Genomic DNA, 14,451 nt, shown 5'->3' on the forward strand with positions numbered 1-14,451 from the left:
AGCCGGCGCGCGTCGCTGTGTAACAGCAAGATGTGGATCAGAGGCGTCTGCCGCCCCGGCGGCCCCTCATCCCCCTGGTCGACGCCGCGAGTAAGGCCTCGCCCCAGCGCTCGTCCTTGGCCGCACCCACGCCCGACACCTGCAGGAACTCTTCGTGCGTCTTCGGCTTCAGCCGGCACATGTCGTGCAGCGTATGGTTGGAAAACACCATGTAGGCGGGGATGTTGGCTTCCGCTGCAAGCTTGGCCCGCAGCTCCTTGAGCGTGCCGAACAAGGTGGGGTCGGGCGGCGCTTGGGTGCCGGCCCCTGCCCGGGCGGCCGCCGGCGCCTCGGGCTGGGGCAACTTGAGCGCAAACGACTGGTGCAGGTGCAGGAAATCGGCCGCCTCCTGCGTGTAGACCACCACGGGATAGGCACCCCGATCGACGTCGAGAATCCCCTTTTCCACAAGCCCGTCGAGCACCGCCCGCACGTGCTTGGTGGAATCGTCGGCCATGATGCCGTAGGTCGACAGGCTGTCGTAGCCGGACAAACGAATCTTTTCCGCCTTCGACCCGCGCAGGATATCGACGATCGTCGACCGCCCCACGCTGCGCCCGCGCTGGGCCAGACGCGCCACGCAGCTGATGATCTTCTGTGCCTCGAGCGTGACGTCCTGAGTGGTGAAGTTGGTCTCGCAGTTGCTGCAATTGCCGCAGAAGGCCGGCGCCGCCTCATCGAAATAGCGCAGGATGAACTGGCGCAGACAGTCGGTCGTCGTGCTGTAGAAGGTCATCATCTTCAGCCGGTCCTTGGCCCGCGCCCGCAGCTCTTCGCGCAGGGGCCCGTCGAGGTCGGTCGCCTCGTCGAAGCTTCTGTTCAGCAGAAACTCGCAGGTATGCACGTCTTTGGGCGCATAGAGCAGAATGCATTCGGCCGGTTCGCCGTCACGGCCGGCGCGTCCCGCTTCCTGATAGTAGCTTTCCAGGTCGAGCGGCATGTTGTAGTGCACCACGAAACTCACGTTACTCTTGTCGATGCCCATGCCGAAGGCGTTGGTGGCCACGATGATCTGCGCCCGATCGTAGACGAAGTCGTCTTGGTTGGCCGCCCGCTCTTCAGAGCGAAGCCCCGCATGGTAGCGCGTGGCCGCAAAGCCCTCGTCCTGCAGCTTGTCGCACACCTCTTCGACGGCGCGGCGGCTCGTGCAGTAGACGATGCCGCTCTGCCCCGCATGCGCCCGGCAGATGCCCACGAGCTGCGCGTCTTTTCCCTTGGCACCGCCCGACGTCGCCCGCCGCACCGCGAAGTGGAGGTTGGGCCGATCGAAGCTCGCCGTGACGCGCAGGGGGTCGCGCAGATTGAGCGCGCGGGCGATGTCGGCCCGCACCGCCTTGGTCGCCGTGGCCGTGAAGGCGCAAAGCACGGGCCGGGCAGGCAGGCTTTCCACAAAGGCGCTGATATGGGTGTAGCTGGGACGAAAGTCCTGGCCCCATTGGGAAATGCAATGGGCTTCGTCGACCGCGACCATGGCAGGCGGGCACGCGGCGCAGAACTGGGCGAACTGCGGGGTCTCCAGCCGCTCGGGCGCCACATAGAGCAGGACGTAGTCGCCGCGAGCGGCCCCTTCGAGGGCGGCGTTCTGCTCGAAGGGAGAAAGGGAGCTGTTGACGAAAGCGGCGCTGATGCCGGCGGCGTTTAAGGACCGCACCTGATCGGCCATAAGGGAGATGAGCGGCGACACCACCAGTGTGAAGCCCACCTTGCCTTGGGCTTTGGCGCGTTCGGCCAGACAGAGGGCCGGTACCTGATAGCAGACCGATTTGCCCGCGCCCGTGGGCATCACGGCGAGCACGTCGCGACCGTCGATCAGGGCGTCGACGATCTGCTCCTGGTTGGGACGGAAGGATTCGTAGCCGAAGCAGCGTTTGAGAACCGCGCGGGGATCGAGGGCGCCGGACGCGCCAAAGGCGGGTTCGGCAGCCACTAGTCGGCAACCTCCCCCATCTCGAAGCTGCGGTAGAAGCAGCTCGCGTGGCCCGTGTGGCAAGCCGGGCCTGCGGGCCGCACCAGGGCGAGCAGGGTGTCGCCGTCGCAGTCGTAGCGCAGGTCGACAAGCTCCTGCACGTTGCCCGATTCCTCGCCCTTGTGCCAGAGCTTCTGGCGACTGCGCGACCAGAACCAGGTGGTCCGCTCGTCGAGCGTGCGCTGCACCGTGTCGGCGTTCATCCAGGCCATCATGAGCACGCGACCCGTATCTGCGTCCTGCACGATGCAGGGGATGAGTCCCGCCTCGTTGTAGGTCAGGTTCTCGACGTCAAGCCGTCCGCCTTCTCGCGCCATACCTTCCGATCCTTTCTTTCCAGCGGGGGCACGCCCCGCCGTGCGCGCCCTTGTCGATGGGTCCATTCTACCCGTCGGCACCGGGCGGCATGCCGGCCTGTGCAAGCGCCCACAAAAATGCGCCTGCCGCAGGATGGACGGCAGGCGCGATCGAGGGAGGTGGCATACGGGTGCAATAAGGCGGCCGCTCTCTCACAGGCGCGGCTCAAGAGGAGCGCGCTTTCGCTAGAAGCGGACGGGCAGGTCGTAGTAGCAGGCGATGAGCAGCTTCTCCATCTGACGCTGGTCGACGGGGCGCGGGTTCGCCCCGGTGCAGGCGTCGCCAAGGGCATTGGCCGCGATTGCGGGCAGCTTCTGCTTGAACTCGCTTTCGGGAACGATGCCCTGCCCCGCTTCGACCTTCTTTCCCTTGGGCCCGTAGCTTTGGATGGCCTGCGGGATGTTCATCTGGTCGTTGAGCCAGCGGACCCAATCGATCAGGTGCGCGACCTTGTCGTCGCGCGTGGGGCCGCCGAAGCCCAGCACGTCGGCGATATCGGCGAAGCGGTCGGCCGTTTCCCCGAAGCCCGCGTTGAAGCGGATGACCTTGGGCAGGTACATGGCGTTGGCGCAGCCGTGGACGATGTGGCCGCCTTCGAAGGCGGCGCCCGTCTTGTGGGCCATGGAATGCACGATGCCCAAGAGCCCGCTCGAGAAGGCCTGGCCGGCCAGGTTCTGCGCGTCGTGCATGGCCGCGCGCGCCTTCTGATCGCCGGAGTAGGACTGCACCAGATTGGCCTGGATCATGCGGATCGCATGCAGGGCCATGGCGTCGGTGTAGGGGCTGTGAGCCGTCGACACGTACGATTCGATCGCGTGCGTGAGGGCGTCCATGCCCGTGAAAGCCACGAGCCCGGTGGGCAGGCGCGATACGAGCAGCGGATCGACGATGGCCACGTCGGGCGTGATCTCGAAGTCGGCCATGGGGTACTTGATGCCCTTTTCGTAGTCGGTGATTACCGCGAAGGCCGTGACCTCGGTGCCGGTGCCCGACGTGGTGGACACGGCGCAGAACCGGGCCTTGGTGCGCATCTTGGGCAGACCGAAGGGCGTTGTCATCTGCTCAAAGGTGATGTCGGGATGCTCGTACTTGACCCACATGGCCTTGGCCGCGTCGATCGGCGATCCGCCGCCGATCGCGATGATCCAGTCGGGTTGGAATTCGGCCATAGCCGCGGCGCCCGCGTTCACCGTTTCGACCGACGGATCGCTTTCGATGCCCTCGAAGAGGCAGATATCGAATCCGGCCTCTTTCAGGTTGCCTTCGATGACGTCGTAGAAGCCGCTGCGCTTCAGGGACCCGCCGCCAATGCAGACGAAGGCCCGTTTGCCCTCGAGGGTCTTGAGCGCGTCGAGCGCCTGCTCGCCATGGTAGATGAATCGGGGGTTGGTGTACTGCTGCATGCCGTTTCCTCCTTTGGCCCTGCGGCCGTCGTAGCCGATGCGGGATCAAAAGGGGCGGCGTCCGGCCGCCCCTCGGTGACGTATGGGAACGTGGTGCGCGAGGCGCTTGAGAAGCGCGCCGCCCCTATTTTTCGGGATAGAAGCCGGACGGGGCCTCGTTGAGGTTGATCATGATGTTCTTGGTCTGGGTGTAGGCGTTGAGAATCGCCTTGTGGGTCTCGCGGCCGATGCCCGATTCCTTATAGCCGCCGAACGGGGCGCCCGCCGGAATCTGGTTGTAGGTGTTGATCCACATGCGGCCCGTTTCGATGGCGCGGGACACGCGGATCGCGCGGTTGAGGTTTTCGGTCCACACGGCACCGCCCAGGCCGTAGACGGAATCGTTGGCCATCGCGATGACCTCATCTTCGGTCTTGAACTTGATGATGACAGCCACCGGCCCGAAGATCTCTTCGCGGGCGCAGCGCATCTGGTTGGTGGCATCGGCGATGAGCGTGGGCTTGTAGAAGACGCCCTTGGCGCAATCGCCTTCGGTGTAGGGCTCGCCGCCGCAGAGAATCGTGGCGCCCTCTTCGCGGGCGATATCGATGTAGGACTGGACCTTCCTTGCCTGAGCCGGGTTGATCTGGGCGCCCAGCTGGGTTTCGGGGTCGAGGGGGTCGCCGATCTTGACCTTGTTGAACTGGTCGACGGCTGCCGCCACGAACTTGTCGTAGATGCCTTCCTGCACGAAGACGCGGGAGCCTGCACAGCAGACCTGGCCCTGGTTGAACAAGATGCCCAGCTGCAGGCCGTCGATGGCCTGCTCGAAGTTGCAGTCATCGAAGAAGATGTTGGCGCTCTTGCCGCCCAGCTCGAGCGTGGCCGGGATCAAGCGGTCGGCGGCCGCCTTGGCGACGTTCAAACCCACTTCGGTGGAGCCGGTGAAGGCGAGCTTGCGGAAGCCGGGGTGGTCGAGGATCCACTGGCCCGAGCGCGAGCCCTTGCCGGTGATGACGTTCACGACGCCGGCCGGCAGAACGTCGCCGATGAGCTCCATAAGCACGAGCAGCGACAGCGGGGTCGACGACGAGGACTTGATGACGACGCAGTCGCCGGCGGCCAGGGCCGGGGCAAGCTTCCAGGCGCCCATGAGGAAGGGGAAGTTCCAGGGGACGATCTGGCCCACGACGCCGATCGGCTCGCGTAGGATCAGGCTGAGGAAGCCGCCGTCGAGGACCGACGCAGAGCCTTCCTCGGAGCGCAAGACGCCCGCGAAGTAGCGGAAGTGGTCGGAGGAGAAGGGCACATCGATTGCCTTGGTCTCGCGGATCGGCTTGCCGTTGTCCATGGTTTCGACCGTAGCGAGCAGGTCGGCGTTGTCGTCGATGATGTCGGCGATCTTGAGCAGGATGTTGGCGCGCTCGATGGGCTCGACGGCCTTCCATGCCGGGTAGGCGGCCCAGGCGGCGTCGACGGCCGCGTCGACGTCTTCCTTGGTGGCCTCGGCGCATTGGGCGAGCGCCTGGCCGTTGGCGGGGTTGACGGTGGTGAAGGTGGCTCCGTCGGAAGCGGGGCGGAATTCCCCGTTGATGTAGAGACCGTAGGTGTCTTTCAGCTGGACATCTGCCATGCGTAATCCTTTCTCGTGCGGCGCCTGCACGGCGCCTTGACTGTTGGTTGGCACGATAGGATTTCGCTTCGGAAGGACACAGGGCCGATTCATAACTTTTTTTTCAGGTCAATTCGGCCTTAATCGACCCCATTTACCCGAAGTTGAGGGATGTCCCGGGAATCCGTCGCCTGTGCCACACCCCGGGGGTGTGGCACAGGCGGCATGCGCGCGCCCGAGAGGGGAATCCGTCGGGCGCACGCGGGCCCCGCCTAGCCGCGCGCCTCGGCCCGGGCCACGTCGTCGCCGAAGACGTCTTCGAGCAGGGACACGATGCCCGGGATGCGCTCGCGCTCGACGCTCGCGATGTTCAAGATCACGTAATGGGCCCGATCGACCGTAGGGCGCGCCACGTGCGACGAGAGCATGTCGAGCTGAAGATGGCGGGCCCGCGCGGCTTCCATGACCTCGTCGTCGCTCTTGCGCGTGTCGACCGAAAGCACCATATGGGTGCCCACCAAAAGGGGCCTGATCTCGACGATGCGGGACAGGTGCGACGCCGCGATCGCTTCGACGAAGGCGTCGCGCTGCGCGCGGTAGTAGCGGCGCAGTTGCCGCACGTGCCGGCGGAAATGGCCGCGCGTCATGAACTCGGCAAGCGCCGCCTGCTCGAAACTCGACACCGTGCAGGAATAAAAGCCCACCTGATGCTGGTAGATAGCAGCCAATTCGGGCGGCAGGACCATATAGGAAATGCGCACCGAAGGCACGAGGGTCTTGGAAAAGGTGTTCATGTAGACCACCTTGTCCATCGTGTCCTGGGCGAACAAGGTGGGCGCCGACCGGCCCGTATAGCGCAGCTCGCTGTCGTAGTCGTCTTCGACGATGAGGCGCCGAGGCTTGGCATGCACCCACGAGAGGAGCTCTTCGCGACGGCTCTGCGGCAGCACGGCGCCCACCGGGAAGAGATTGGCCGGCGACACGTGCACGACGCTCGCGCCGGTGCCCTCGACCTCGTCGGTGCGCATCCCGTGGGAATCGGTGTGGACGAACGACCAGATGGCGCCGCTTGCCCGCGCGAGCTGCACGAGATTGCGCGTGTAGAGGTCGGCCGTGGCGATGTGGGGCCGATCGCCGAGCATGCGGATGAGGCGCCCGTAGAGGAATTCGGTGCCGGCACCCACCACGACATGGGCGGGATCGACGACCATGCCGCGCGTTTCGAAGAGGTGGTCGGCGATCGCGCAACGCAGCTGGTAGAGCCCGGGCAGGGGCACCGTTTCGAAGAGCTCGGGATCCTGGGCCGAAAGGACGCGGCGCATGCAACGAATCCAGGTGGTCGCGGGAAAAAGCTGGACGCCCATGCGGTTGGCCTTGGCGTCGAAGACGGGCGGGGTCCCATCGGGCGCACGCGGCGCATCGACGCTGGGCGCAGAGCCCGTGCGCACAGGGAGGACGTAGTAGCCGCTGCCCGGCCGCGGCTGCAGGTAGCCTTCGCTCACCAAAAGGTCGAGAGCGTGTTCAACCGTGCTCACGCTCACGCCCATCTCACGCGCCATGTCGCGCTTGGACGGCAGGCGGGCGTCGGCGGCGATGGCGCCCGATCGGATGTCGTCGCGCAGGCAGCGGTAGAGGTACTCGTATTTGGGGTAGCGGCCGCGTTGGTCCATATCGTAAGAGCGCATGAGGAACCCTTCAATCGACCTGTTATTTTATAAACAAATATAACGAGTGTTTCGGGTCGATTGACTTGTATTTTTGCTGCAAAGCATCGAAGAAGGCCCCCTGCAGGCGCAAGGGAGGGTTTTCCCCACAAGAAAGGCCGCCTGCCCCTGGCAAGCGGCCGTATACGCAGCGCCTTCCCGACCGACGACGCCACCTTGGCCCTTCGGTCCCCTCGGCTGCTAGCCCTTGGTCGGCGGAATCGTGATGTTGCGGTAGGCGTCGCCGTTCTCGAAACGGTAGCCGGTTATCCCATGGTTGGCCATGATCACGCGAATGCGCACGTCGGCCTCCACCAGCGACGGGACCTTCATGGGCACGTTGAGCACCGTACCCTCCCACGTCTGCAGCTTCACGCCCTTGGCGCCCGGCAGCGTGACCCATTTGCAGGCCAACTTGCCGATGCAGCGGTCATGCCACACCACGGCCACGCTCTGATGGTCCGAAACGTACATGCGCCCTCCTTCGCCCGATCGCTACAGGCGCACGGGAATGCCCTGGTCGCGCATGTATTCCTTCACCTGGCGCACCGTGAACGTGCCGAAATGGAAGACGCTCGCCGCGAGCACGGCGTCCGCTTCGCCGTCGACGATGCCTTCCGCAAAATGCTCGAGCGTGCCCACGCCGCCACTCGCGATGACGGGGATTTCCACGGCACGGGCCACCGCGCGCGTGAGCGGGATGTCGAAGCCGTCCTTGCTGCCATCGCGGTCCATGCTCGTGAGCAGGATCTCGCCGGCGCCGCGCTTGGCCACTTCGACCGCCCATTCCACGGCGTCGATATGGGTGTTCTGACGGCCGCCGTGCACGTAGACCTCCCACTTGTTGGGGTTGCCCGGCGCCTGCTTGGCGTCGATCGCGCACAAGATGGCCTGGCTGCCGAAGGCCTCGGCCGCCCGCGTGATGATCGAGGGGTCGTCGACGGCGGCCGAGTTCACCGACACCTTGTCGGCGCCGGCGGCGATCATCGTGCGAATGTCGTCGACCGTACGGAAGCCGCCGCCCACGCAGTAGGGCAGGTGGAGCTGCTCGCTGGCGCGCGCCGCCATGTCGACCGTGGTCTTGCGGCCTTCATGCGTGGCCGTAATGTCAAGAAAGACGACCTCGTCGGCCTTCTGCTCGTCGTAGCGGCAGGCAAGCTCGATCGGGTCGCCCGCGTCACGCAGGTTCACGAAGTTGACGCCCTTCACCACGCGCCCGTCTTTCACGTCGAGGCAGGGTATCACGCGTTTTGCAAGCATTGATGAGCTCCTTTTTCGTTTCGGATGAGTCAGGGAGGCTAGACCTCTTGACTCACGACAGGCGTGCGCACAGGACGAGCGCGGCTTCCAGATCGAGCGTGCCCTCGTAGACGGCACGGCCGGTTATCACGCCCTCGATCGAAGCGGCCACAGCGCCCAAGGCCCGCACGTCGTCGATCGTGGCCACGCCGCCGCTAGCGATGACCGGATGACCGAAGGCGGCGGCGATACGCTCGTAGGCCGCCACGTCGATGCCGGTCTGCATGCCGTCGCGGGCGATGTCGGTGAAGACCAGGTGGCCATAGCCCATGGCCGCCATCTCGCGCACCAGGTCGGCCGCGGGGACACCCGCGCCTTCGCGCCAGCCTTCGATGGCCACTTCCCCGCCCTTGGCGTCGATGCCGGCGGTAAGGGCACCGCCGAAGTCTTCGAGGGCCGCCTGGGCGAATTCCTTGTCGGTCACGAGCTTGGTTCCCAGCACCACGCGGGCCGCGCCCGCATCGACGAGACGGGCAATCGTGTCGATGGCGCGCACGCCGCCGCCTACTTCCACCGAAAGGGAGGTCTGCGCGACGATCTTCTCGACGAGATCGATATTTTCCGGCGACCCCGACCGGGCGCCGTTGAGGTCGACCACGTGAATCCAGCGGGCGCCCTTCTGCTCGAATTCCTTGGCCTGGTCGACGGGGCTGTCGTTGTACACCGTCACGCGCGCGTAGTCGCCCTTTGCCAGGCGCACCGCCTTGCCGTCGAGGATGTCGATTGCGGGAAGCAGGTCCATATGAGTGCCTTTCTTGCTTGTGCGCGAGGGTCGCGGCCGTGCGCTAGATGAGCGCGAGGAAGTTCTCGAGCACCGTCATACCGGCGTCGGAGGATTTTTCGGGATGGAACTGCACGCCGAAGGCCGTGTGATGCCAATCGATCAGACAGGGGAAGGTGGCCGCATGGGTGGTCGTGGCCTGGGTGCAGGGGTTGACCGGGGCGATGTAGCTATGGGTGAAGTAGAAGTACTCGTGGTTGGGAATGCCGGCGAGCAGGGGCGTATCGCAGCCTTCCACCTGGTCGACCGTGTTCCAACCCACGTGGGGCACCTTGTAGCGCGCGCCCGTGGCATCGTGGCGCGGCATGCGGTCGACCACGCCCGGCACGATGCCCAGGCCGACGGCCGGCTCGCCTTCGGGCGCCCCTTCCACGCCTTCGGTGAAGAGCAGATGTTCTCCCAGGCAGATGCCCAAGAAGGGCGTGCCCGCGTGAATCTTGTCGCGCACCACGTCCATCTGGCCGCTGTCCTGCATGAAGCGGCTGGCGTCGGCGAAGGCGCCCACGCCCGGCAGAACGATTGCGTCGGCGGCGGCGATATCCGCCGGATCGGCCGTGATGGAGGCGCCCGCGCCACCCACGAAGCGCAGGCCGCGCTCGACGCTTTTCAGGTTCCCTTTGCAGTAGTCGACTACCGCGATCTTTGCTTCGGCCATGTTACAGCGCGCCTTTCGTCGAGGGGAGCTCGCCGGCGATGCGGGGGTTCACGCGCGTGGCATCGCAGAGGGCGCGCCCCACCGCCTTGAAGGTGGCTTCCACGATATGGTGGGCGTTCTCGCCCGTGAGCTCGCGCACATGCAGGGTGATGCCCGCGTTGGTCGCGAACGCGATGAAGAATTCCTTGGCAAGCGACGTGTCGAAGGTGCCGAGCATCTGCAGGGGCACGTCGACCGCGTAGTGGAGCTGGCCGCGGCCCGAAATGTCGAGCGAGGCCTGCACGAGGGTTTCGTCCATGGGGACGAAAGAGGTTCCGAAGCGCACGATGCCGCGCTTGTCGCCCAGGGCCTGGGCGACTGCCTGGCCAAGGACGATGCCCGTGTCCTCCACCGTATGGTGGGCATCGACCGCGAGGTCGCCCACGGCGCGCACGTCGAGGTCGAACAGGCCATGGCGGCCGAAGGCGTCGAGCATGTGGTCGAAGAAGGGCACGCCCGTGTCGATGCGGGTGCGCCCCGCCCCGTCGAGGTTGATCGCGATCTGGATGTCGGTTTCCTTGGTCGTGCGCGTGACGCGGGCGGTGCGCTCGCCATCGATTGCGAAGGCTTGGGCTTCCATGGCTATCCTTTCAGAGCGTCGGCGAATGCGGAAAGGAAGACGGCGTTCTCTTCGGGCGTGCCCACGCTCACGCGCAGGCAGTTGCGCGTGAGGGCCCCGCGGCTGAAGTCGCGCACAAGCACGCCGGCATCGAAGAGGCGCTGCCACACCACCCCCGCGTGGATCGCATCGTCGATCTTCACCAGCAGGAAATTGGCCTCGCTCGGGTAGGCCGTGGCACCGGACAGGGCGTTGATCCCCTCGAAGAGCACCGCCCGCTGGGCCTTGATGCGGTCGATGACCGGGACGAAGGCCTCTTTGTGCTCGACCACTTCGAGCGCGATGGCCTGCGAGACCGCGTCGACCGAATAGGGCTGGCGCACCTTGGTGAGTTCGGAAACGACCGCCGGCGACGTAAGCAGATAGCCCATCCGCACACCCGCTAAGGCATAGGCCTTGGAAAAGGTGCGCAGGACCACGAGGTTGTCGTGGGCGGGCACCATGTCGGCCACGCTCGAGCCGGGGGCGGCGAACTCGCTGTAGGCCTCGTCGACCAGGACGACCGCGCGCGTGGCATCAAGCAGGCGCTCGACGAAGGCGCGTCCGGCCAGGGTGCCCGTGGGGTTGTTGGGGCTCGTGATGATGACGAGCCCTACGTCGCCCTGGGACGCGCGCGCGATCACGGCGTCTTCGTCGATCGAGAAGTCTGCGCGACGCGGCACGTTGACGACCGCGGTACCGGTGAGCTGCGCGTTGTTTTCGTACACCGAAAAAGTGGGCGGCACGTTGAGCAGGGCGTTGCCTTCTCCGCCGAAGGCGAGCGCCAGGTTGAACAGCAGCTCGTCGCCGCCGTTGCCCATGATCACGTTGCCGCGCTCAAGCCCCCAGGTGTGGGCGAGGGCATCGCGCAGGTCGTTGGCCAGCGGGTCGGGATAGCGGTTGAAGGGCAGATCGGCCAGGCGCGCGAGCACCGCCGCACGCACCTCGGCCGGCACGTCGGTGGTGTTCTCGTTGGCCGAAATCATCACGCGAGCCGGCAGGTATTTGGGATCGTAGGGCTCGAGGCCGTCGATCAGAGGATTGGCGCGCAGGCTACTCATCTTCCGGTTCCTGGATCTTCACGCTGTCAGGCAATTCGGCAAGGCGCAGACGCACGCTTTCGGCGTGGCTCCACAGGCCCTCACGGTCGGCGATCGCCACGATGGCCTCGCCGTCGTGCGCGAGCGCGGCGGGCGTGTACTGGATGACGCTCGACTTCTTGATGAAGTCGTCCACCGAAAGCGGGCTCGAGAACCGAGCCGTGCCGCCGGTCGGCAGGGTGTGGTTGGGGCCGGCCACGTAGTCGCCCACGGCTTCCGGGGTCCATTCGCCCAGGAAAATCGCGCCGGCGTTGCGCACCGCGCCCAGCTGGGACATGGCGTCGGCGATGTGGAGCTCCAGGTGCTCGGGGGCGATCACGTTCACGGCGTCCATGGCGGCAGCCATATCGGGCACGACGACGATGAGACCGTGCTCCAGGGAGGCGGTCGTGATTTCGGCGCGCTTCGAGCGCTTCATATGGGCGGCGATGTGGGCTTCCACTTCGTCGGCGTAGGAGGCGCTGAAGGTCACCAGGTAGCAGCTGGCCAGAGGGTCGTGCTCGGCCTGGGCCATGAGGTCGATCGCGACCATCTTGGGGTCGGCGGTTGCGTCGGCGACGACGCAGACCTCGGAGGGGCCGGCGATCATGTCGATGCCCACGTCACCCGAGACGATCTTCTTGGCGGCCGCGACGAAGGCGTTGCCCGGGCCGGTGATCTTCGACACCGGGGCGATCGATTCGGTGCCGTAAGCGAGGGCGGCGATGGCCTGGGCGCCGCCTACCGTGTAGATTTCGGTGATGCCCGCCAGGCGCGCCGCTTCGAGCACGGCCGGGTCGAGGCTGCCGTCCTTGGTGGGCGGGGTGCACAAGGCGATGCGCGACACGCCGGCCACGTGCGCCGGAATGGCGTTCATCAGCACGGTCGAGGGGTAGAGGGCGCGGCCGCCCGGGGCGTAGATGCCCACCGCTTCGATCGGTTCGACCTTGCTGCCCACCAGAGCCCCGTCGGCGCGCACCGAAAACCAGCTCTGCTGCTTCTGGCGCTCGTGGAACTCACGAATCTGGCGGGCGGCCTGGGCAAGCGATTTCTGCAGGTGCGGGTCGATCTGGGCGATGGCGGCGTCGATGGCCTCCTGGCTCACGCGGAAGTCCTCGATTTCCACGCCGTCGAATTGGGCGGTCAGATCGCGCAGGGCGGCGTCGCCTTCCTCGCGCACACGGGCCACGATCTTGGTGGCCGCTTCGAGGGCGCCCGCGTTGAAGGCGCTCGTGCGCTGCAGGTGATCGTTGCTGAAGGTTTCGCCTTGGGAAAGAATGACGCGACGCATGTTTCTACTCCTTGCCGTTAACGTTCGATTTCAGGGTTTGGGCCAGCTTGACCACGCGTTCGTCGGTGCGGAACGCGCAGGGGTTGGCGAAGAAGCGGGCCGTCGAGGGCATGACCTCGTCGACCACTTCCAGATTGTTCTCGCGCAGGGTCGTGCCTGTCGCGGTGATGTCGACGATGCGCTCCGACAGACCGATGAGAGGGCCGAGCTCGATGTTGCCGTGCAGCTTGATGATGTCGACCTGCATGCCGATCTTGTCGAAGTAGGCCTTGGTGATCCGCGGGTACTTGGTGGTGACGCGGATCGATCCCAGTTTGCGGTAGCGCTCTTCGACCGCCGGAGTGGCGCCCTCGGGCTGGGCCACGACGAAGCGGCAGCCGCCGTATTTCAAATCGACGAGCTCGACCAAGTCGGCGTCTGCTTCGACGATGCTGTCTTTGCCGCAGATGCCGCAGTCGCAGCCGCCGAGGGCCGTGAAGACGGGCGCGTCGGTGGGACGGACGATGACGAAGTCGACGCCCGGGTTCGAAATGATGAGCTTGCGACCCGGGTCGTCGAGACCGGTCGTGTCGAGACCCGCTTCCGAAAGGACGCGAATCGTGTCGGCGTTGAGCGATCCCTTGGGGACCGCGATGCGCAGGGGGCGTTGCGCCGGCGCGCCCTTGGCGAGCGCCGCCATGACCTGTTCCAGGTAGAAGGCGAAGCCGGCGGCCGGGCGACGGGCCCCGTCGTAGGCGGCGAGCATGCCGTCGTAGCGGCCGCCCGAGCCGAGCGAGGCGCCCGCGTCGGGTGCGAAGGCCTCGAAAACGATGCCCGTATAGTAGTCGAAGGAGCTCATGATGCTGAAGTCGACGAGCAGGTTGTCGGCGAAGCCCTCGTCGCAGAGCTTTCGGTAGGTGGCCTGCAAATCGCCCAGGCCGCGGCCGCACCCCAGCGGATCGGCCAGGTCGCGCGCCTGCTGGATGGCCTCTTCCCCACCGCGGATATAGGGCAGCGCGGCGATGGCGCGGGCGAAGGCCGTGGGGATGGCCGGCTCGCTGCAGAGCTCGTCGAGACGCAGGAAGTCGGAAGCATGGTAGGCGGCGAGGACCTCGTTCTTCCAGTCACCGTCGGCGGGACAGGTTTCGAGCAGGGCCCGCAGGACGCCCACCGTGCCGATCGCGATCTTGAAGCTTTCAAGCCCGGCCGTGCGCAGGGCTTCGGCGAAGAGGCCCACGACTTCGGCGTCGGCTTCGGGGCCTTCGGGCCCGATGCTTTCAAGGCCGATCTGGGTGAGCTCGCGGGAGGCGGCCCGGGCGTCGGACTCACGGAAGACGCGCTGGGTGTAACGGAATTTGAAGGGGCCTTTCTGGCCGCGCAGGCGGGTAGCGCACAGGCGGGCCACCTGCATCGTGACGTCGGGACGCAGAGCGAGCAGGTCGCCGGCCGCATCGAAGAGCTTGAAGGGAGCGTCGGGCACGTGGCCGGCGGTTTCCATCACGTCCAAGCGCTCGAGCGTGGGCGTTTCGATGGGGGCGTAGCCATGGTGGGCGAAGAGCTCCTGCACGCGGCGGACAATCTGCTCGCGTTGAAGCGCTTCCTGTGGCATGACGTCCCTGAAGCCCGCAGGCGTCACGAAATTCATATCGCGTCCTTCCCTTTTTCTGTGTC

General features: G+C 66.0%; 13 protein-coding genes. All 13 read right to left on the reverse strand.

Going from position 1 to position 14,451, the window contains the following annotated elements; all coding sequences use genetic code 11:
* Positions 1-37: 37 nt before the first annotated feature.
* The 13 genes from recQ to hisZ all read right to left on the reverse strand — a co-directional run bounded on the left by recQ (position 38) and on the right by hisZ (position 14,425).
* Entirely contained in the window at positions 38-1,966 is a 1,929-nt protein-coding gene (recQ, locus tag BN3270_RS00535; protein WP_058985173.1) for a DNA helicase RecQ, read from the reverse strand.
* Positions 1,966-2,322, reverse strand: a complete 357-nt coding sequence (hisI, locus tag BN3270_RS00540; RefSeq protein WP_058985174.1) for a phosphoribosyl-AMP cyclohydrolase — start codon at positions 2,320-2,322, stop codon at positions 1,966-1,968. The genes recQ and hisI overlap by 1 nt, the downstream gene beginning before the upstream one ends.
* Positions 2,323-2,547: 225 nt before the next feature.
* Positions 2,548-3,765: an iron-containing alcohol dehydrogenase gene (locus BN3270_RS00545; RefSeq protein ID WP_058985175.1), complete on the reverse strand. Its 1,218-nt coding sequence runs from the start codon at positions 3,763-3,765 to the stop codon at positions 2,548-2,550.
* A 124-nt stretch (positions 3,766-3,889) separates the two neighbouring features.
* Entirely contained in the window at positions 3,890-5,377 is a 1,488-nt protein-coding gene (locus BN3270_RS00550; protein WP_058985176.1) for an aldehyde dehydrogenase family protein, read from the reverse strand.
* Positions 5,378-5,628: 251 nt separating this feature from the next.
* On the reverse strand, positions 5,629-7,041 hold the full coding sequence (pdxR, locus tag BN3270_RS00555; RefSeq protein WP_058985177.1) for a MocR-like pyridoxine biosynthesis transcription factor PdxR: 1,413 nt from the start codon (positions 7,039-7,041) through the stop codon (positions 5,629-5,631).
* A gap of 219 nt (positions 7,042-7,260) precedes the next feature.
* Positions 7,261-7,533 carry a hypothetical protein gene (locus tag BN3270_RS00560; RefSeq protein WP_058985178.1) on the reverse strand — a complete coding sequence of 91 codons (273 nt, stop codon included), beginning with the start codon at positions 7,531-7,533 and terminating at the stop codon, positions 7,261-7,263.
* A gap of 21 nt (positions 7,534-7,554) precedes the next feature.
* Positions 7,555-8,319 carry an imidazole glycerol phosphate synthase subunit HisF gene (gene hisF / locus BN3270_RS00565; RefSeq protein WP_058985179.1) on the reverse strand — a complete coding sequence of 255 codons (765 nt, stop codon included), beginning with the start codon at positions 8,317-8,319 and terminating at the stop codon, positions 7,555-7,557.
* Positions 8,320-8,371: 52 nt separating this feature from the next.
* Complete coding sequence (gene hisA / locus BN3270_RS00570; RefSeq protein WP_058985180.1) at positions 8,372-9,100, reverse strand: 1-(5-phosphoribosyl)-5-[(5-phosphoribosylamino)methylideneamino]imidazole-4-carboxamide isomerase; 729 nt, start codon at positions 9,098-9,100, stop codon at positions 8,372-8,374.
* A 43-nt stretch (positions 9,101-9,143) separates the two neighbouring features.
* The gene (hisH, locus tag BN3270_RS00575) at positions 9,144-9,794 is read right to left on the reverse strand and encodes an imidazole glycerol phosphate synthase subunit HisH (protein WP_058985181.1); all 651 of its coding nucleotides are present in this window, start codon (positions 9,792-9,794) and stop codon (positions 9,144-9,146) included.
* A gap of 1 nt (position 9,795) precedes the next feature.
* Positions 9,796-10,413, reverse strand: coding sequence for an imidazoleglycerol-phosphate dehydratase HisB (gene hisB / locus BN3270_RS00580; protein ID WP_058985182.1), 618 nt, complete (start codon positions 10,411-10,413; stop codon positions 9,796-9,798).
* Between the two features lie 2 nt (positions 10,414-10,415).
* The gene (gene hisC / locus BN3270_RS00585) at positions 10,416-11,492 is read right to left on the reverse strand and encodes a histidinol-phosphate transaminase (RefSeq protein WP_058985183.1); all 1,077 of its coding nucleotides are present in this window, start codon (positions 11,490-11,492) and stop codon (positions 10,416-10,418) included.
* On the reverse strand, positions 11,485-12,801 hold the full coding sequence (hisD, locus tag BN3270_RS00590) for a histidinol dehydrogenase (protein WP_058985184.1): 1,317 nt from the start codon (positions 12,799-12,801) through the stop codon (positions 11,485-11,487). The genes hisC and hisD overlap by 8 nt, the downstream gene beginning before the upstream one ends.
* Positions 12,802-12,805: 4 nt before the next feature.
* On the reverse strand, positions 12,806-14,425 hold the full coding sequence (hisZ, locus tag BN3270_RS00595) for an ATP phosphoribosyltransferase regulatory subunit (RefSeq protein WP_058985185.1): 1,620 nt from the start codon (positions 14,423-14,425) through the stop codon (positions 12,806-12,808).
* Positions 14,426-14,451 lie beyond the last annotated feature (26 nt).

The organism is Hugonella massiliensis (assembly GCA_001486445.1).
Lineage (GTDB): Bacteria > Actinomycetota > Coriobacteriia > Coriobacteriales > Eggerthellaceae > Hugonella > Hugonella massiliensis.